Below are 19,462 nucleotides of genomic sequence, written 5' to 3' on the forward strand. Positions count from 1 at the left end.
ATGAAGTCATTCGACAACGCCACGGCCAGCCTGGCGAGTTTCGACCCACGCTCAGGCTCGGTGGTGGAACGCACGCTGTTCAATCACCGCGTCTGGGTGCTGCTGGTGTGTGTGCTGACCACCCTGGTGCTGGGTTTTCAAGCGACGCGGATCGAGCTCAACGCCAGTTTCGAAAAAATGATCCCTACCCAGCATCCCTACATCGCCAATTACCTTGAACACCAGAAGCAACTCACCGGGCTGGGCAATGCCTTGCGGATCGTCGTGGCGAACCGCAAGGGCGATATCTACGATGCCGAGTATCTGAAGACTCTGCAGGCATTGAGCGACCAACTCTATCTGTTGCCCGGTGTCGATCGCGCCTACATGAAGTCCCTGTGGACGCCCGCCACCCGTTGGGTAGCCGTGACCGAAGAGGGCCTCGACGGCGGCCCGGTCATCCCCGATGACTACAGCGGCACTGCGGCCAATCTGGAAGCGTTGCGCCGCAATGTTCAAAGGTCCAATGAGCTCGGCCAGTTGGTGGCGCTGGACCAGACGTCGAGCATCATTTACGTGCCGCTGCTGGCCAACACCGCCGACGGAAAGGCACTCAACTATTCGACGCTGTCCGAGCAACTGGAGAATCTGCGCAGCACCTATCAAAAAGACGGGATCGAGATTCATATCACCGGTTTCGCGAAGAAAGTCGGCGACCTGATCGATGGACTGAAACAGATCCTGTTGTTTTTCGCCGTAGCCATCCTGATCACCACCGCCGTGCTGTTCTGGTACACCCGTTGCCTGCGCAGCACATTGCTGGTGGTGTTCTGTTCGCTGGTGGCGGTGGTCTGGCAGCTCGGTTTGTTGCCGTTGCTCAACTATCAACTGGATCCGTATTCGGTGCTGGTGCCGTTTCTGGTGTTTGCCATTGGCATGAGTCACGGCGCGCAGAAAATGAACGGCATCATGCAGGACATCGGTCGCGGCATGCATCGCGTGGTGGCCGCGCGCTTCACCTTCCGCCGCCTGTTTCTGGCGGGGCTGACGGCGCTGCTCTGCGATGCGGTGGGGTTTGCCGTGCTGATGCTGATCAAGATCCAGGTTATTCAGGATCTGGCCGTGATCGCCAGTATCGGCGTCGCGGTGCTGATCTTCACCAACCTGATTCTGCTGCCGGTTTTGCTGTCGTACGTCGGAGTATCACCGCGTGCCGCACAGTTGAGCCTCAAGAGCGAACAAACCGAGCAGGCCGGTCTGCGCCGTCATGCCTTTTGGCGCTTCCTGGACCTGTTCACCCAGCGCCGTTGGGCGAGTCTGTGCATCGCCATCAGTATCGCCCTGGCAGCAGCCGGTTTTGTCGTCAGCCTGCAACTGAAGATCGGCGACCTCAATGCTGGCGCCCCGGAGTTGCGCGCAGACTCGCGCTACAACCAGGACGACGCTTTTCTCACCCGGCATTACGGTGCCAGCAGCGATCTGTTTGCAGTCATGGTGAAAACCCCGGCCGGCGGTTGTGCGCGTTACGACGTTCTTGCCAAGGTCGATGCGCTGGACTGGCAACTGCGTGCGCTGCCGGGGGTGGATTCGACCAACTCGCTGGCCTTGCTTAACCGCCGCATGCTGGTCGGGCTCAGCGAAGGCAGCGCCAAGTGGTACGAGCTGCAGAACAATCAGGCGATGCTCAACATGATCACCGCCAGCGCACCTCGCGGCTTGTACAACGAAGATTGCAGCCTGTTGACGCTGTATGCCTACCTCACCGACCACAAGGCCGAAACCCTGACGCGCCTGGTCGAGCACGTGGAAACGTTCGCCGCCGCCAATAACACCGATGAGGTGCAATTCTTGCTGGCGGCAGGGAATGCCGGTATCGAGGCGGCGACCAATATCGTCGTCAAGCAGGCTAACCGCGAGATGCTGTTCTGGGTGTATGGCGCGGTGATCGTGTTGTGTCTGATCACCTTCCGCTCATGGCGTGCCACGGTCTGCGCGGTGATTCCGCTGATGCTCACCTCGATTCTCTGCGAAGTGCTGATGGTCTGGCTGAACATTGGCGTGAAGGTCGCCACGCTGCCGGTGATCGCCCTCGGTGTGGGCATCGGCGTCGACTATGCCTTGTACGTGATGAGCATTTTGCTCGGCCATCTTCGCCGCGGCGCGAGTTTGTCCGAAGCCTATTACCTGGCGCTGGTGTCCACCGGCAAAGTGGTGATGCTGACCGGTATCACCCTGGCGATTGGCGTGGCGACGTGGATGTTCTCGCCGATCAAATTCCAGGCCGACATGGGCGTGCTGCTGGCGTTCATGTTCGTCTGGAACATGGTTGGCGCCCTGGTACTGCTGCCGGCGCTGGCGCATTTCCTCCTGCCTGTACGCCGCTCGTCTGCCGATGCGGTTGTGCGAGCCGGTGTGTTGAGCGTGACGAAACCAGCCACCGCGGTTGCGGCCAATCCCGAACATCTGCACACCCAGGAGCGTTGCCATGCGCGTTGAAACCTCAGACGTGAACGCCGGCAGAACAGCCGGGCTGGCGCAATCGCTGTTACTGCTGCTGGGCAGTTGCCTGCCGGTACTTGGCGCGGTGCTGCTGGCGCCGGTGCTACCGCGCATGCAAGCGCACTTTGCCGACGTTGCGAACAGCGCCGTGCTGGTGCCGATCGTGCTGACGTTGCCGGCGTTAATGATTGCCCTGTTGGCGCCATTTGCCGGAATGATCGCCGACCGCCTCGGGCGCAAGCCGTTGTTGCTCGCCAGCATGGGGCTTTACGTGCTCTGCGGTGTACTGCCGCTGTGGCTCGAATCACTGCCGGCCATCGTCCTCAGTCGCGCCGGCATCGGTCTGGCCGAGGCGGGCATCATGACCTGCTGCACCACGCTGATGGGCGATTACTACAGCGGCGCCCGACGGGAGCGTTTGTTTGCCTTGCAGATGGTCGCCACGTCGCTGTCCGCAGCGGTGTTTATCGCGCTGGGCGGTTTTCTCGGGCAGGACGACTGGCGCACGCCGTTCGCGTTGTACGCCGTCGGGCTGGTCTTCCTGCCGCTGATGGCGTGGAAACTCTGGGAGCCGCAATCGCACACCCGGGCCGAGCATCCACTGCATAGCGCGCTGGTCGACAAATTCCCATGGCGCGCGCTGACCCCGATGTATGCCTTGGCACTGTTGGCCGGCCTGAGCCTGTTTATCGTGCCGGTACAGGCCGGGTATCTGCTCAATCTGCTGCACGTCGATGCGCCGCAGGACATCGGCATGACCATGGGCGCCAACCAATTGGGCGTGCTGGCCGGGGCGCTGAGCTTCCGCCTGTTCAGTGGCATGCGTGCGCAGCACATGTTGTTGATCGCCTATGCGCTGGCGGGCGTCGGCGGCTTGTTGATGGCCAATGCCGGCAGCCACATGCAGGTGGTGGTCGCGGTGACGATCAACGGTCTGGGCATCGGCCTGATGTTGCCGACGCTGATCACCTGGATCATGGCGCAGGTCGACTTTCATCAACGCGGGCGCGCGGCGGGGTGTTTCACCGCGGCGATTTTTGCCGGCGAATTCATCAGTCCCTTGGTCGTACTCGGCATCACGCATGGCGTCAGCTCGGTGTTGCCGCATGCCTTGGCCATTGTGGGTGGCCTGCAATTGCTGGTGGCGCTGTTTTGCCTCGCCATCCCCAGACTCGGCGGATTGCTGCCCCGAGCGCCGCTGACAACTGAACGAGAACTTTAAATGCAGACCCTTCCCGAGTTCAAAAGAGTGGTCACCGGCCACAACGCCCAAGGCCGGGCCATTGTCGCCAGCTGCGGGCCGACGCCTAACGTGTTCCCGCTGCTGGCGGTGCCCGGCACGGTGTTTTACGAATTGTGGAACACCGGCGCCAGCCCCGCACCGCTCGACAATGCGAGTGATCCGAGCGCCCAGCCGCTGCGACTCAGTCCCGCGCCGCAAGGCAGCGTGATTCGCGTGGTCGACATCCCGCCCGACAGCGTGCAGAACCGGGTCAGCGATGAAAACGCCGCGGCGGTATTTGCCGAAATCGGCGAGTCGCATGCCGGCACGGGGCAGGGCGCAGGCAAACACAAACTGATGCACCGCACGGAAACCCTCGACTTCGGCATCGTCACCGAAGGTGAAGTCTGGCTGGTGCTGGACGAGGAAGACGTGCACCTCAAGCGCGGCGACGTGGTGGTGCAACGCGGCACCAACCATGCCTGGAGCAACCGTACTGAAGCGATGGCGCGAATGGTGTTCATCCTGCTCGACGGGCGCTTTGCCACTGAACTGAACCCTATGCAAGGAGCATCATCATGAAACTCGCCACGCTGAAAAACGGCCATCGTGATGGACAACTGGTCATCGTCTCGCGGGATCTGCAATGGGCACTGGATGCCGGCTCGGTGGCGTACACCCTGCAACAGGCTATAGAAGACTGGCCTGATGCCGAACCGCGCTTGCAGGCGCTGGCCACCCGATTGAACGCGGGCGATGCGCCTGACGCGTTTGCCTTCGACCCGACTCAGGCCATGGCACCGTTGCCACGCGCCTACCAATGGTGCGACGGCTCGGCATTCCTCAGCCATGGCGCGCTGATGCAAAAGGCTTTCAACCTTGACCCCATTGAAGGCGTCGAACACACGCCGTTGATGTATCAGGGCGCAGGCGATGATTTCCTCGGCCCCCGCGACAACATTGCGCTGCCCAGCGAAAGCCAGGGCATCGACTTTGAAGGCGAGTTCGTCGTGCTGGTGGACGACGTGCCGCTGGGTTGCAGCGCGGAGCAGGCCATTGGGCACATCAAGCTGATCCTGCAGATCAACGACGTCAGCCTGCGCGCGTTGGCGCCTCGGGAGATGAAAACCGGCTTCGGTTTTTTGCAGGCCAAACCGTCGTCGAGTTTCGCCCCGGTGGCAATCACTCCGGACGAACTGGGCGATGCCTGGCGCGACGGGCGTGTGCATCTGCCGTTGCAGGTGAGCTGGAATGGCGAGTGGTTCGGTCATCCACACGGTGGGCAGATGACCTTCGGCTTTGGCCAATTGATTGCCCATGCCGCGCTGACTCGCCGGTTGGGTGCGGGCACGTTGATCGGCTCCGGTACGGTTTCCAATGCCGAGCGCAGCGTCGGTTCGGCCTGCATTGCCGAACGCCGCGCCATCGAGATGATCGAGCACGGTGCCCCGCAAACCGCTTTCATGCGCTTCGGTGATCGCGTGCACATGAACGTCCTGGGGGCTGACGGTCAGTCAGTGTTCGGCGCGATTGAGCAATGCGTCGTCAAGGCCCAAGGCTAAGGAGCGGCACATGCGTGTGTTGATTACCGGAGCCAACGGCTTCGTCGGCCGTGAACTGGTGCGCTGTCTGCTGGCGAAGGGCAGCGTGCGTGGACGGATCATTGTTTCGATGCTGGTGCTGGACACTGACTTGCAAGGCCTGCCGGACGATCCGCGCTTGCGCCGTCATCGCGGCAATATTACCGACGCCGCGTTAATGCGCCGGGTGCTCGCCGATGGCATTGATGTGGTTTTTCACCTGGCGAGTATTGCTGGTGGCGCGGCGGAAGAACATTACACGCAGGGCTACCAGGTCAACCTCTTGGCGAGCCTCGAATTGCTCGACCAGTTACGCAACAAAACCCAGCCGCCGGTGCTGGTGTACGCCAGCAGTGTCGCGGTCTACGGCGGCGAATTGCCCGTGCGCATGAATGAGCAGGCACCGCTGCATCCGGAGCTTTCTTACGGTACGCACAAGGCCATGGTCGAAAGTGTCATTGTCGACTTGGCCCGGCGCGGGGAAGTGGACGGTCGCGCGCTGCGCCTGCCGGGCATCGTTGCCCGCCCGCGCGAACCCAACGGATTACGCTCGGCGTTCATGAGTGACTTGCTGCGCGCCTTTGCCGAAGGCGAGGCCTATCGTTGCCCGGTTTCCGCCGAGGCCACTGCTTGGTGGATGTCGGTGCGCTGCTGCGTGAACAACCTGATGCACGCCGCTGAGCTGGATCACCACGAACTCGAATCGCAACGGGTGTGGCAATTGCCGGTACTGCATCTGTCGATTGCCCAAGTGGTCGATGCCTTGGCGGCGAGTTATGGGCAGGAACGCCGCAACCTGATCACTTACCTCCCCGACAGTCAGTTGGAAGCGCTGTTCGGGCGTCTGCCACCGTTGAAAACCCCACAGGCGCGTGCCGCCGGTTTCAGCCATGACGGCAACGCCGCCACGTTGATTCGCAACTCACTGAACCCCGCCGCCCCTCGGCATTTATCGATTACCGGAGATTCCCTTCATGCAGCCAGCCAAGCCTAAACGTCGCCTGGTCGACCTCTCGGTCACGCTCGACAATAACCCTTACACCGATCCGCCGCCGTTGCTGCCGAAGATCGATTACATGGATCACCAGCAGGGCTGGCCAGAAATGGCCGCGATGTTTCCCGGTCTGCAACTGGACCAGATGCCGGGTAAAGAGTCATGGGCCGCCGAACGTCTGCAAATCACCACCCACAGCGGCACGCACATGGACGCGCCGTGGCATTACGCGTCGACCACCGATGGCGGCCAACCGGCATTCGGTATCGACGAATTGCCGCTGGACTGGTGCCTGCAACCGGGGGTCAAACTGGATTTTCGGCACATGCCCGACGGCCATGTGGTGACCGCTCAAGAAGTCGAAGCGGAGCTGGCCCGTATCGACCATGTGTTGCAGCCGCTGGATATCGTGTTGATCAATACCCGCGCCGGCGCATTGTTCGGTCAGCCCGGCTATCTGGATGCCGGCGTCGGGATCGGCCGTGAAGCCACGATGTATTTGCTGGAGCGCGGTGTGCGGGTAGTCGGCACCGACGCCTGGAGTTGGGACGCGCCGTTCAAGTACACCCGCGAGCGATTCGCCGCCAGCGGCGACGCCTCGATCATCTGGGAAGGGCACAAGGCCGGGCGTGATATCGGCTACGGGCAAATGGAAAAACTGGCCAATCTGGAAACCTTGCCGGCCAATGGCTTCGTGGTGTCGTGCTTCCCCTACAAAATCAAACACGCGTCGGCCGGATTCGTGCGCGCGGTGGCGATCTTCGAGGAGTGAGAGGCCGCTGCTGCCCGTGGCATTTTGATCAAACAACAAGAGAGAAACCATGCCTCTTCTGCGAATGCCTTTAAGCCTGCTGCTAGGCGCGTTGACGCTGGGGAGCAGCCTGGCGATGGCTGCCACGGCGGAGTCGACGCCACCGAACATCCTGCTGATCGTCGCCGACGATCTGGGTTATTCCGACCTCGGCAGTTTTGGCGGTGAAATCAACACGCCCACCCTCGATTCACTGGCGCGCGAGGGCTTGCAGTTCACCAGCATGTACGCCGCGCCGACCTGTTCGATCACCCGTTCGATGCTGATGTCCGGCACCGATAATCACCTCGCTGGGCTTGGCACCATGGCCGAAGCGCTGCAGCCGTTTCACCGCGGCAAACCGGGGTATGAGGGGTATCTGAATCAACGTGTCTACTCGGTGGCCGAGCTGCTCAAGAATGGCGGTTACCAAACGCTCATGGTCGGTAAATGGCACTTGGGTCTAGAGGCTGATCAGGGCCCCGATCAGCGCGGATTCGAGCAGTCGTTCACCTTGCTGGAGGGCGGCGCGTCGCACTTTAAGCCTTCTAGCGTTGAACCGAGCAAACTGGAGCAGGTGCATTACCGGGAAAACGGCCGGGCGGTGCAGGTGCCCGAGAGTTTTTATTCCAGCGATTTCTACACCGATAAGCTGATCGGTTATCTGCAAAACACTAAAAAACAAGGCAAGCCTTTTTTCGCCTACGCAGCCTATACCTCACCGCATTGGCCGTTGCAGGCGCCCAAGGAGTACCTGGATAAATACCGCGGCCGCTTCGATCAGGGCTACGACAACGTGCGCCAGACGCGGATCGAGAGGATGAAGACGCTCGGTTTGCTGGCAAAGGACGCGCAACCGGCGCAACCCTTGCCCGCCAATCCAAAACTGCCGGGCTGGGACCAGCTAACGGCTGAGCAGCAACAGTTTGAAGCGCGAAAAATGGAGATCTACGCGGCGATGGTCGACAACCTCGACCACAACATTGGCCGCCTGATCGAGTATCTGCGCGAGAGCGGCCAGTACGACAACACGCTGATCGTGTTCATGTCTGACAACGGCGCGGCCGCTGAAAACCATGCGCAGTTCTATCCCCCCGGCGCAAAAACCGATAACCGATTGGCGAACCTCGGCCAACCAAGTTCGCAGATCGACTATGGCATGCGTTGGGCCGAAGTCAGCGCAGCACCGTTTCACCTGTTCAAGGGCACCACTGCCGAAGGCGGAATCAGCGTTCCGGCGATTGTTCAACTGCCCAGGACACTGCGTCGTCAGGGCGTGGAGCGGGGCGTGGCACGGGTGGATGACCTGGCGCCGACCTTTCTCGAGTTGGCGGGCATCAGCTTGCCGAGCGAGGCGGGCAAGCACCCGATCACCGGCAAATCTATCCTGCCCATGCTGACGGGCAAAGGCAGCCCCCACGGCGATGGTTTTCTGGCCGCAGAGTTGTTCGGCAACGCCTACTATCGCGAGGGCAACCTCAAGTTGTTGGGCATGCGCCCGCAGGCGGGATTCGGCGACCACGCGCAGCCGCCACAATGGCAGTTGTTTGATGTCGCACAGGATCGCGGTGAAACCCATGACCTGGCGGGTGCCCAACCGCAAACCGTCGAACGGCTCAAGGCCGCCTGGCTGAAGTATGCCGAGCAGGTCGGCGTGGTCTTCGCGCCGCGCTGATACGGCGCAACCACCCAGCCGCCACGCGATTTTCGCTGCGGCTGGGTAATGCATCGTCAGCCTTGAACGGGGCCGTTGCGCAGTCGCTCGATGATTCTGCGAGCACGGTTGGCGCCCACATCGACATGAATATCGATCATCGGGCGTGTGCCGAAGCGGCACATGTTCTGGTACTGGGCTTCGATTACCACCTTGTCTTCGTCGAACGTCAACATGGTCTGCTCGAGCACTTTGGCCATGACCGCCTGCGGATCATTTTCAGGGTTGGTGGCTATGGTCCAGAAGTAGTGGCTTGAGCTTTCGGTTTCTGGTGTCACGCCGTGAAAACCGCGCATATGGAAGCCGGCGCGGTCGGGGTCGTTCAGATTGTCCGTGCCTGCGTCTACCGCCCCGGTCCAGATGCGCAGGTGATTGATGTGAAATTCGATTTCCTGCCAGCGATCAACGTTGCCCTTGAACGGATAGGCTGCGGTGTAGGTCGGCGGTGGCACGGAGTCGGGCATGTGCCGAACCACGCGGACCATCGAGTCGTCACCGTCCACGTTCATCTGCGCGTTCATATGAATGCTGGCGTTGCCGCCGATGGTGCGTAAATGGACGTAGCCCAGATGGCTGAGGTCCATGAGGTTGTCGTGGATGAGCTGATAGGGCGCGTCGTAGTGATAGACATCACCGTCGAACAGGTATTTGCCACTGCTATGGACGTCGTAGGTGGGCGGCGCGAATGTCGGCTCAGGATGCTCGGCGCTACCGAACCAGATCCAGATGATCTGGTCCTGCTCGCGCACGTGGTAGGCGGGCACTTTCGCCTTGCTCGGAATCCTGTCCTGGCCGGGAATTTCGATGCACTTGCCGCCCTCGTTGAACAACAGGCCGTGATAGCCGCAGCGCAAGCCACGTTCTTCCAGCGTGCCGTTGGACAGTGGGAGGGCCCGGTGACAGCAGCGGTCTTCCAGTGCGGCGACCTGGTTATCGGCGGTGCGAAACAGCACCACGGGTTTATTCAGCAGCGTGCGGCCAATGGGTTGATCCTTCAGTTCCCAACCGAGCGCGGCGACGTACCATTGATCGAGTGGGAAACTCGATAGGGCAGGCGGGGCGATCTCGTGGGCAAGGGGCAGGGCAGCAGTCGTCATGGTGTTCTCCGGCGAGCGGGCAATGCTCGGTTCAGGTCAAAGGTCCAATACCAGGCGGGGCGATTTGGCACGTGAGCAGCACGGGGTAAAACGGTCATTGGCGGCATGTTCTGCGGCAGTCAAAAACTGGTCACGATGATCACCAATGCCATCGAGCAGACGCGTGACACAGGTGCCGCAGACGCCTTGCTCGCAGGAGGTTTCGATTTCAATACCGGCCTCATCGAGTACCTCGAAAACAGTCCGGTCGGCGGGGATGTGAAATATCTGCCCGCTGCTGGCTATCTGTACTTCAAAGGGTGTATCAGCGCTTTGATCGACTGGTGCGGCGGTGAAAAACTCTCGGTGCACCCGGTCTTCGGGCCAGTTGGCTGCTTGTGCAGTGTCCAGAATGAAACTCATGAACCCTGACGGGCCGCATACGTAAAGGTGGCTCGCACAGCCCGGCGTCGCTAACAGGGCGGCGGCATCAAGTTTCTGTTCAGGCGAGCCGCTGTCGTCGTGCAAGTACACGCGACTGGCGAATGGCGCTTGCCCGAACCATTGAATGAAGGCAGCGCGCTCTGTGGATCTAAAGCAGTAATGCAATTCGAAATCCGCGCCCTGACGGTGAAGCTCATGTGCCATTGCCAGCATTGGCGTGATGCCAATACCGCCGCCAAACAAAAGGTGCCGCTTGGCTGCGGGTGCGAGTGAAAACAGGTTGCGCGGCGCGCTGATGGTCAGTGTCTGGCCTTGGCTGACTCGCTCGTGCATGGCGCGGGAGCCGCCACGCGAGGCCGGATCCTTGAGCACGCTGATCAAATAGCGATGACGCTCCGTGGGGTCATTGCATAGCGAGTATTGGCGCGTGAGGCCGCCGGCAATGTGAACGTCGATGTGCGCACCTGCCTCGAAAGGGGGCAACGGGCTGCCGTCGTTGGCACAGAGCTCGAAGCTGCAAATACCTTCAGCTTCGATCTCTTTGCGGGTGACGTTGACTTCAAACATGACTTCTCCCTCCACACTGAAGTGGCTGCTGAAAAAACAAGGGTGAAAAAGCGCGCGTGCGGGCTACAAATCAGCCAGGAGAAAAGGCGCAGGGAAGGGCAGAAGTCGCATTCGTCAAAGAAGGGCGCAACGGACAAGGATTCATGAGCAAGACCTGATAATTATTTTTTTGAGGTGGTGCTACGGCGTAGTATGCGGGCATTGCACGCATCGCTTGGCTGAGTAAATCCTTATCCGATTTGGTTGCGGTGTCAACTAATATTAGAGATCTTTGACCTTCGGTGTTTTCTTTATGCCTACCGAAACACAACTCAACCTGTCGCGTTATGTGCCTGGCCTGGTGACGTTCCTGGCGAACAAACTCGCCACTGGGGCCTCCCAGTGCTATCGCAAACATTTCGGAATTGGCGTGGTGGAATGGCGGATGCTTTCAATGCTGGCTGTTGAATCCGATATCTCCGCCAACCGCATCTGCCAGGCCATCGGGCTCGACAAGAGTGCTGTCAGTCGCTCATTGCAGACGCTGGAGGCGGCCGGGCGAATCACCAGTCGGCCTGATCCGGCAGATGCCCGGCGTTCCACTGTCCGGTTGACGGCCAGCGGCAAAGAACTGCACGACCGCGTGCTGAAAGTGGCACTCGAACGTGAGTCTCGCCTGTTAAGCGGGCTCTCGGCAGCAGAGATCGACACGCTGGTTGATTTGCTCGGCCGCCTGCATTTGCAAGTGCCGAACGTCAACAGCTATGACCCTGGTGACGCGTGAGGTGAGGAGACGCTGCCAGCGAACGTGCAGAGCCATAAACTCTAAATCCAACATTATGTGAACAATGAATCGTCAGCTGTTCGTCTCTCTGGATGGGCCCAAGGCCACCGGTAAAACCACACTGTTGGAGGCCGTCGCGAAAGTGCTGAGGGCCGACAACAACAAAGTAGTTCGGCTTTGCGAGAGAAAACGGGATCCCTACAGGGCAGAAACCATGGCCCTGGTCAACAATCTCGCCCGAAATCCCTCCAGGGATCTGGAGTGGGTTGTGTGCGGAGCCTTTGCTGAAAGCCGCAGCTGGATTTCCCGACATGTGCTCACTGAACAACCGCCAGACAGCATAATCCTGATTGATCGCTGGTATCCGTCTGACGCCGCGTTTCGGCAAACAGTCCCGTTTGCCGACATTCTCCAGTTGAACATGGATCGAGACGTACGAGTGCCAGACCTGCATGTCGGCGTCGTTACCGACCCGGAGATTTCATGGGCGAGGGCAGCGACACGATCGCGAGGACTGGGCGGCACTGTGATTCAGAAATATGCAGAGCACGTTTTGTGTACCGAATTGTTCGAGCAAGCGGCAGCCGATCACGGTTGGGTTCTATGCCGCAATGAAGGAACAATCGAAGAGGCAACGATGCAGGTGGTATCTGAGATCTATGGAGTGCTTGGGAGGCGTGACCGATGACTGATCAATCTCTCAATTGAGCGCCATTTTCAGCGTCGTCACAGCGTGGTGATCTGTCCATTTCGATCCAGCTCAAAAACTTTGTTTTCCTGCAATTTCTCTTTCAGCCAGCGTTCAGCCTTGCCCAAGGGCCGCTGGCGAGCCCACAAAAGGTCCACGCCTATTTGCCAGTCGGTGTGCGGGTAGGCCGAGAGTTGAAGTTCTACCAACTCACCTCTGGCCAGTTCGCGCTGGATGAGTTGACGGGGCAGGGTGGCCCAACCGAGGCCGGCGCGCACCATTTCCAGTAAAGCCAGATAACTTTCCGCCTGCCAAAGTTGGGTCGAGCGCAGGTATTCGCTGCTGGGCAGTTTGCTCGCGTGGGCGCTGAACGCCAGACGTCGATGGACGTGCAGATCCTCGAAGCTGACGTTGTCGAGTTGCGCCAACGGGTGATCGGGATGGCAGACGTGCAGCATGATCAGTTTGCCCAGTTGCTGGAACGCCAGCTCAGGGGGGTAGCCGGGCTGTGAAAACGCCACGCCGAGTATGGCTTCGCCGCTGCTGACGAGCTCGCTGACATCGCCGTACACCGGATGGCGGATGATCAGATCGACGAAGGGGAACGCTTCTTCGAAAGCTTTGAGTACGGACATGATCGGGCCGTACGGCGTTTCAATCGCGAGCGTCAGGCTGGGTTCGACGTCGTCCGAGAGGCAGTCGGCGTGGGCTTCAAAGGTCATGCAGCGTTCGAGCACGGCTTCGGCCTGCAGCAGCAATTTGTGGCCGCTGGCGGTGAGGGCAGGGCTGCGGTTGCTGCGGTCGAACAGGTCGACGCCGAGGTCGGTTTCGAGGTTGGCAATCGCCGCGCTGATGGTCGATTGGGTCTTGCCCAGTTTGCGCCCGGCGGCGGAAAACGATCCGCTTTTGACCACTTGGACGAACATCAACAGTTGATCGAGTGAGAAGCGCAAGCGGTGGACTCCCGGGTCGAAGGTGAGGGTTATCAGCGTCTGGCGAATGCCTGATTGTGCCGTGTAAGTGCCATCGAAAAAAGCGATGGTTGCCAATTTGTTTCATCGTAATAAACGTTCAAATATGACCCCGCGTCAAACGATCTCCGGGGCGGATCCACCTTTCAAACGCCCCTGAGCATGCCCGCGATCTCAATAGATGCCGCACCTTCAGGAGCGTGTGAAATGACCACACAACGCATTCATCCGGTGGACGAGGTTTTGCCACTACGACAGTTGTTCACGTTTGGCTTGCAGCATGTTTTGGTGATGTACGCGGGAGCGGTGGCGGTGCCGCTGATTCTTGGCAGTGCGATGGGCCTGACTTCGGCGCAGGTGGTGTTGTTGATCAACGCCAACCTGTTGACCTCTGGTGTGGCGACGTTGATTCAAACCCTCGGTTTCTGGAAATTCGGCGCGCGTCTGCCGCTGATTCAGGGCTGCTCGTTTATTGCGCTGGCGCCAATGATCATGATCGGCAAGGAGTTCGGCCTTAGTCAGATTTTCGGTGCGGTGATCGCGGCAGGCTTTATCACCATTGCGCTGGCGCCGGTGTTCAGCCGTTTGCTGCGCTTTTTTCCGCCGGTGGTGATTGGCAGTCTGATCACCATTATCGGTATCTCGCTGATGCCTGCTGCTGCGATCTGGTTGGGCGGCGGTAATCCCGATTCGGCGGATTTTGGCAATCCCGCCAACTTGTTGCTGGGCTTGGCCACGGTCAGTGTGACGCTGGTTATCTATGCCAAATTCAGGGGTTTTATCGGCAACCTCAGCGTGCTGATCGGCTTGTTCGTCGGCAGTCTGATCGCAGCGGCTTGCGGCATGACTCACTTCAGCCGGGTCAGCGAAGCGGCATGGTTTGAGCTGAGCGCGCCGATGGCATTCGGCGCACCGGAATTCTCGCCGGTACCGATTCTGATCATGACTCTGGCGATGCTGGTGATCATGGCCGAGACCACCGGCAACTGCCTGGCAATCGGCAAGTTGACCGGCAAACCGACCACGCAACAGACCCTTGGCAACGCGTTTCGCGCCGACGGTTTGTCGACCATGCTCGGCGGCTTGTTCAACAGCTTTCCTTACAACGCGTTCACCCAGAACACCGGTTTGATTGCGCTTTCGAACGTTAAAAGCCGCTTCGTCGTCGCTGCTGCCGGGGCAATCATGGTGCTGATGGGCTTGTTCCCGAAACTCGGCGCGTTGATCGCGGCGGTGCCGACGCCGGTGCTCGGTGGCTGCGCGATCGTGATGTTCGGCATGACCACGGTGGCGGGGATTCAAGAGCTGTCGCGGGTGCAATTCGAGGGGACGCGCAACGGCATCATCGTCGCCGTGTCGGTGAGTGTCGGCGTGCTGCCGATGTCCTTTCCGGCGCTGTTCGAACACGTCGGCCCAACGCTGAAACTGGTGCTCGACAGCGGGATTTTCCTCGGTGCGATCACCGCCATCGTCCTCAACCTATTACTCAACAACGAAAAAAAATCGACCGAAACCATCGGCGCTACGTCGGCTGAACTGGCCGACTGACTGTGTTTTTCCACTGCCCAGGAGTTACCCATGAATCAATTTACCCAGCTCATCCCGGCCGGTGTCAGCGATCTTGACCTGACATTGCTGCGCCAGACCATTGCCTTGTCCGAGGCATCGAAACAGCGCGGTCGCCATCCGTTCGCGGCATTGGTAGCCGACCGCAATGGCAAGGTGATTGTCGAGGCAGGCAACAACTCGATGCCGCCGGAAGGTGATCCGACCCAGCATGCCGAACTGGTTGCAGCGGCTGCAGCGGCCAAGCTGCTGTCGCCGCAAGAGCTGGAACTGTGCACGCTGTACACCAGCGCCGAACCTTGCTGCATGTGCGCAGGCGCCGTGTATTGGACGGGGATCGGGCGGGTGGTTTATGCCTTGTCGGAGCATGCGCTGCTGGGGTTGACGGGGGACCATCCAGAGAACCCGACGTTCTCGCTGCCGTGCCGCGAGGTGTTCGCCAAGGGGCAGCGCAAGGTCAGTGTGTTGGGGCCGATGCTGGAGGGCGAGGCGGCTGAACCGCATAAAGGGTTCTGGTCGTAAACTGCTGTTGGGCACCTGTGACGGTGCGCATCACAATGTCCAGCGAGGCGGGGACATTAAACAGGCTTGACTGCCGCGCATCTTCGGATGCGCGGCAGTCTATCGTTTCGCTACTCACGAAACTGTCGCAAAACGAACCTGGCTTTTACAACGCAAACGTAGTCCCACGAGTATTCACAAAAAGCGAATAGATCGAGTGACTGCTGGCCATGAACAGCCGATTCCCTTCGCGTCCCCCGAAGCACAGATTCGGGCAGCGCTCTGGCAGTGAAATGTGCCCGATGGCCTTGCCCTGAGGATTGAAAACCCGCACGCCGTCGAGTTTTTCCAGGTCGGCCTTGGGATCACCATTGCCGCCCCAGCCGCACCACAGGTTGCCCGATTCGTCGCATTTGATGCCGTCGATCGCGGCATATTCCAGCCCTTCAATGTGCTTGCGGCGTTCGCCGAGTGTGCCGTCGTCCTTCACGGCAATTGCCCAGACCAGACGATTGGGCTTGGCGCGACCTTCGACGACGTACAGGGTTTTTTCATCGGGAGAAAAGCACAGGCCGTTGGGACCGTTGAGATCGTCGATGACCCGCGTGACTTTTTTGCTCTCGCCGTCGATGCGGTACACGGCGTGGGGTTGGCTCGGGGTGACTTTGTGGCCTTCGTAGTTGTTGCTGGTCTGGAAGGGCGGGTCGGTGAACCAGATCGAACCGTCACTTTTGCAGACGATGTCGTTGGGCGAATTGAAGGGCTTGCCGTCGAAGCTGTCGGCCAGCACGGTGATCGTGCCATTGGATTCGGTGCGCGTGATGCGGCGGCCTTCGCTGGTTGTGGTGGAGCCTTCGCAGACAATCAGACGCCCTTGGCGATCCCGGCACATGCCGTTGGAAAAGTTGGAGTGTTCGCGGTACACGGTGAAGGTGTCGGTGATTTCATCCCAGCGCATGATGCGATTATTGGGGATGCCGCTGACCAACAAATAGCGGCCATCACCGACCCACACCGGTCCTTCGGCCCAGCGCATACCGGTGGCAAGTTTTTCAACACTGGCGTTGAACACACGTAGCTCGAGGAAGCTGTCGTCGAGGATGTGAATCAGCGGATCCGGGTAGCGCTGACTCAAGGGTTCGGCGGCCTCGGAAAGTCGGGTTAGCGCGGTACTGCCGACGGTGGCGAGTGTGACGGAAACAGCGAGGGACTTTTTCAGAAAGCTACGGCGGGTGTTGCCCTTCGCTGGATCAAGGCTTTCAGGCTTGGCGGACAGGGATGAGTCCATGTAGCAATCTCCGTGGTTTTATTTTTTTTGTGGGAGACATAGTAACACCTCGTGATAGGACATCGTACAACTGGTTCATTGCGCACGGGGCATAGGCCGTACGCAGCGATGGAAGCGATCAAGCATCGCCTCCACCATGAATATTGGCATGCGATAACTTCGTGCCCTGCGGGCACGAACAGGTCTTAGCCAACCATCACTTCATCCAGTGCCTGCTCAAGCGTACTGATCGTACGCTCGATATTGTGCAGCTTCTCGAGGCCGAACAGGCCGATGCGAAATGTCTGGAAGTCGGCCGGTTCGTCGCATTGCAACGGCACGCCGGCAGCGATCTGCAGGCCGTGCTCGGCAAATTTCCTGCCGTTTTTGATGTCGGCATCATCGGTGTAGCTCACCACAACGCCAGGGGCCTGAAAGCCGACAGCCGCCACGCTTTTGAAACCTTTGCCGGTCAACAGGGTGCGTACCCGGTCACCCAGCGTCTGTTGCTCGTCGCGAACTTTGTCGAAACCGTAGACTTGCGTCTCTTTCATCACGTCGTTGAACCGCGCGAGGGCATCGCTGGGCATGGTCGCATGGTAGGCATGTCCGCCCTGTTCGTAGGCTTGCATGATCTGCAGCCACTTTTTCAGGTCGCAGGCAAAGCTGCTGCTTTGCGTCTGTTCAATGCGCTCCAGAGCCCGAGCACTGAGCATCACCAGGGCGCAGCAAGGGGAGGCGCTCCAGCCTTTCTGCGGTGCGCTGATCAGCAGGTCGACGGCACATTTGTGCATATCCACCCAAATCGTGCCGGAAGCGATGCAGTCCAGCACGAACAGGCCGCCCACCGCATGCACGGCGTCGCCGACTGCCCGCAAGTACTCGTCGGGCAGGAGGATCCCGGATGAAGTTTCAACATGGGGCGCGAAGACTATCTGCGGCTTCTGCGTCGCAATGGCAGCCAGCACTTCGTCCAGAGGTGGCGGGGCATAGGCCGCTTGGTGACCCGTTTCGACTGGCCGGGCTTTGAGTACCGTGGTGGCGGCCGGGATGTTGCCCATCTCAAGGATCTGGCTCCAGCGATAGCTGAACCAGCCGTTGCGGATCACCAGACATTGCTGGCCGGTAGCGAACTGCCGGGCCACCGCCTCCATGCCGAATGTGCCGCTGCCCGGAACCACCGCAACAGCCTCGGCGTTGTAGACCTGTTTCAGGGTTCTGGAAATGTTATTCATCACCCCTTGAAAGGACTGCGACATGTGGTTCAGCGAGCGGTCGGTGTAGACCACTGAGTATTCGACCAGCCCCTCGGGATCGACACTGGGATAGAGCTTCGACATAAGGTGACTCCTTGGGCAAAGAGGTAAACATCATTGCCGAGGAGTGTAGGCAAAAGGCACTAATGGGCTCATTCAATTACGCAAATGAGGTTTAGCGTGCTTCACATTGCGGCGAAGGCTCGCCGCTCAGTGCATCAACCATCGGCGGATGCTCCTGCACGGCCTGACGCAGATCTTCGGTCACCCGCAGTTCCGCACCTGTCGGCGAGAACGTGGCTGCCGCTGCAAACGGAGCTGGATTGGCCGGAACCGGGCGTTTGCCACGTCGCCACAGGAAGAAGGTGACCATGCACAGATTGACCAGCGCAAACACCCAGAACAAACCATTGGCACCGAACGAATTCATCACCGGCGAAATCATCATCGGGCTGATCGCCGAGCCCAGTGAGTTGATCAGCAGCAAGCCCTGAATCATCGGCACCAAGGCTTCGGCAGGGGCGCGGTCGGCGGCGTGGCTGACGGCAACCGGGTAAAGCGCGAAGACGCCGCCACCGAGCAGAAACAACATCACCGCGAGCATGCTTGAGGACAACGGCAGCAGGACGATCACTAGCGATAACACGGTGCACGCCACGGTCAGAATCGTCAGCACCTGCAAACGATCCTGGCGGTCGGACCAACGCCCGACCGGGTATTGCAGAAGCATCGCACCGAGGATCGTCCAAGCCATCATGCTGCCGACTTCACCGACATTCAGACCGCTGCGTTGCAGATACAGCGGCAGCAAGGTGTAAATCGCTGCGATGGTGATACCCGAGCCAAAACAACCGACCAACCCGGTCGGCGTCACGCCCAACAATTGCCGAGGCTTGAGTGGCTCGACCTGATCGAGCAATGGCGACACGCGCGGCAGGATCACGATCGGCAACACCGACAACGAGGCGAGCATGCCAGCGACCATAAACGGTGCGCTGTCGCTCAATCCGGTAATTTTCCCCAGCGTTGCCTGGCCCAGCACGCCGGCACCGTACAAGACGATCATGTACAACGCGAGCAAGCGCCCGCGAATCTTCGCGTCACCCGCCAGCAACAGCCAGCTCTCGATCACCAGAAACACGCCGACCGTGGCCCAGCCATTGATCAGACGCAGCGCGAACCAGCCCCAGGTGTCATAGAACAAACCCTGCAGCAGGATGGTCACTGCGATCAGCGAGGCAAAGCTGCCGTAGGCGCGGATATGGCCGATGCGCAGAATCAAGCGGTCATTGAACACCGCGCCCAGCGTCAACCCTATGAAGTAGGCCGAGGAGACGATACCGATCATCGTGGTTGAGGCACCGGCAGCGTCGAGGCGAAGGGTGGTCAGCGAAGACAGAAAACCGTTGCCCAGCGCAACAATGAACAGCCCGAGCAGGGGCGCCAGCGCCATGGCCAGCAAACGCGGAGACATAAAAACCTCTAGAAATCGAACAGCGCAACGTGCGCCTCTGCGCATGCGATTGCCAAGCCGGGGGGTGTTGTGGTGTAAGTGCCCGCCGATCGGGCAGGGCGGTTGAGTCCG

17 protein-coding genes are annotated in these 19,462 nt (G+C 59.9%); 11 read left to right on the forward strand and 6 right to left on the reverse strand.

Annotated features, from left to right (window positions below):
- The 7 genes from ICA15_RS23295 to ICA15_RS23325 are packed head-to-tail and all read left to right on the forward strand — an operon-like array spanning position 1 to position 8,739.
- Positions 1–2,475, forward strand: a complete 2,475-nt coding sequence (locus tag ICA15_RS23295) for an efflux RND transporter permease subunit (RefSeq protein WP_210554777.1) — start codon at positions 1–3, stop codon at positions 2,473–2,475.
- Positions 2,465–3,700 carry an MFS transporter gene (locus tag ICA15_RS23300; protein WP_210554778.1) on the forward strand — a complete coding sequence of 412 codons (1,236 nt, stop codon included), beginning with the start codon at positions 2,465–2,467 and terminating at the stop codon, positions 3,698–3,700. The genes ICA15_RS23295 and ICA15_RS23300 overlap by 11 nt, the downstream gene beginning before the upstream one ends.
- Positions 3,701–4,282 (forward strand): cupin domain-containing protein, encoded by a 582-nt coding sequence (locus tag ICA15_RS23305; RefSeq protein WP_210554779.1) that lies wholly within the window; start codon positions 3,701–3,703, stop codon positions 4,280–4,282.
- Positions 4,279–5,262 carry a fumarylacetoacetate hydrolase family protein gene (locus tag ICA15_RS23310; protein WP_210554780.1) on the forward strand — a complete coding sequence of 328 codons (984 nt, stop codon included), beginning with the start codon at positions 4,279–4,281 and terminating at the stop codon, positions 5,260–5,262. Before ICA15_RS23305 ends, ICA15_RS23310 begins: the two co-directional genes overlap by 4 nt.
- 10 nt (positions 5,263–5,272) lie before the next feature.
- A complete protein-coding gene (locus tag ICA15_RS23315) occupies positions 5,273–6,274 on the forward strand; it encodes an NAD-dependent epimerase/dehydratase family protein (protein ID WP_210554781.1) in 1,002 nt (333 codons plus the stop codon).
- A complete protein-coding gene (locus ICA15_RS23320) occupies positions 6,255–7,046 on the forward strand; it encodes a cyclase family protein (protein WP_210554782.1) in 792 nt (263 codons plus the stop codon). The genes ICA15_RS23315 and ICA15_RS23320 overlap by 20 nt, the downstream gene beginning before the upstream one ends.
- A 49-nt stretch (positions 7,047–7,095) precedes the next feature.
- Complete coding sequence (locus ICA15_RS23325; RefSeq protein WP_210554783.1) at positions 7,096–8,739, forward strand: arylsulfatase; 1,644 nt, start codon at positions 7,096–7,098, stop codon at positions 8,737–8,739.
- 56 nt (positions 8,740–8,795) lie between these two features.
- On the opposite strand, the gene ICA15_RS23330 is transcribed toward ICA15_RS23325, so the two are convergent.
- Positions 8,796–9,875, reverse strand: a complete 1,080-nt coding sequence (locus ICA15_RS23330; protein ID WP_210554784.1) for an aromatic ring-hydroxylating dioxygenase subunit alpha — start codon at positions 9,873–9,875, stop codon at positions 8,796–8,798.
- A 36-nt stretch (positions 9,876–9,911) separates the two neighbouring features.
- Positions 9,912–10,865, reverse strand: coding sequence for a PDR/VanB family oxidoreductase (locus ICA15_RS23335; RefSeq protein WP_210554785.1), 954 nt, complete (start codon positions 10,863–10,865; stop codon positions 9,912–9,914).
- Between the two features lie 292 nt (positions 10,866–11,157).
- Here ICA15_RS23335 and ICA15_RS23340 point away from each other — a divergent pair, with 292 nt between their 5' ends.
- Positions 11,158–11,628 carry a MarR family winged helix-turn-helix transcriptional regulator gene (locus tag ICA15_RS23340; RefSeq protein ID WP_210554786.1) on the forward strand — a complete coding sequence of 157 codons (471 nt, stop codon included), beginning with the start codon at positions 11,158–11,160 and terminating at the stop codon, positions 11,626–11,628.
- Between the two features lie 64 nt (positions 11,629–11,692).
- Entirely contained in the window at positions 11,693–12,316 is a 624-nt protein-coding gene (locus ICA15_RS23345) for a dTMP kinase (protein ID WP_210554787.1), read from the forward strand.
- 38 nt (positions 12,317–12,354) lie between these two features.
- Here the strand turns inward: ICA15_RS23345 and ICA15_RS23350 are convergent, their stop codons facing one another.
- On the reverse strand, positions 12,355–13,269 hold the full coding sequence (locus tag ICA15_RS23350; RefSeq protein WP_210554809.1) for a LysR family transcriptional regulator: 915 nt from the start codon (positions 13,267–13,269) through the stop codon (positions 12,355–12,357).
- Positions 13,270–13,494: 225 nt separating this feature from the next.
- On the opposite strand from ICA15_RS23350, the gene ICA15_RS23355 reads away from it, so the two are divergent.
- Positions 13,495–14,835 (forward strand): nucleobase:cation symporter-2 family protein, encoded by a 1,341-nt coding sequence (locus tag ICA15_RS23355; RefSeq protein WP_150615617.1) that lies wholly within the window; start codon positions 13,495–13,497, stop codon positions 14,833–14,835.
- Between the two features lie 30 nt (positions 14,836–14,865).
- Complete coding sequence (locus tag ICA15_RS23360) at positions 14,866–15,375, forward strand: nucleoside deaminase (protein WP_150596364.1); 510 nt, start codon at positions 14,866–14,868, stop codon at positions 15,373–15,375.
- Positions 15,376–15,520: 145 nt separating this feature from the next.
- Here ICA15_RS23360 and ICA15_RS23365 read toward each other — a convergent pair whose 3' ends face one another.
- From ICA15_RS23365 to ICA15_RS23375, 3 genes are all read right to left on the reverse strand, one after another.
- Complete coding sequence (locus tag ICA15_RS23365) at positions 15,521–16,642, reverse strand: SMP-30/gluconolactonase/LRE family protein (protein ID WP_210554788.1); 1,122 nt, start codon at positions 16,640–16,642, stop codon at positions 15,521–15,523.
- A 185-nt stretch (positions 16,643–16,827) separates the two neighbouring features.
- A complete protein-coding gene (locus ICA15_RS23370; protein WP_210554789.1) occupies positions 16,828–17,961 on the reverse strand; it encodes an aminotransferase class V-fold PLP-dependent enzyme in 1,134 nt (377 codons plus the stop codon).
- 91 nt (positions 17,962–18,052) lie between these two features.
- Positions 18,053–19,396 (reverse strand): MFS transporter, encoded by a 1,344-nt coding sequence (locus tag ICA15_RS23375; protein ID WP_342345746.1) that lies wholly within the window; start codon positions 19,394–19,396, stop codon positions 18,053–18,055.
- Positions 19,397–19,462: the final 66 nt, after the last annotated feature.

The sequence above is a fragment of the Pseudomonas sp. P116 genome (genome assembly GCF_020149425.1).
Lineage (GTDB): Bacteria > Pseudomonadota > Gammaproteobacteria > Pseudomonadales > Pseudomonadaceae > Aquipseudomonas > Aquipseudomonas anatoliensis.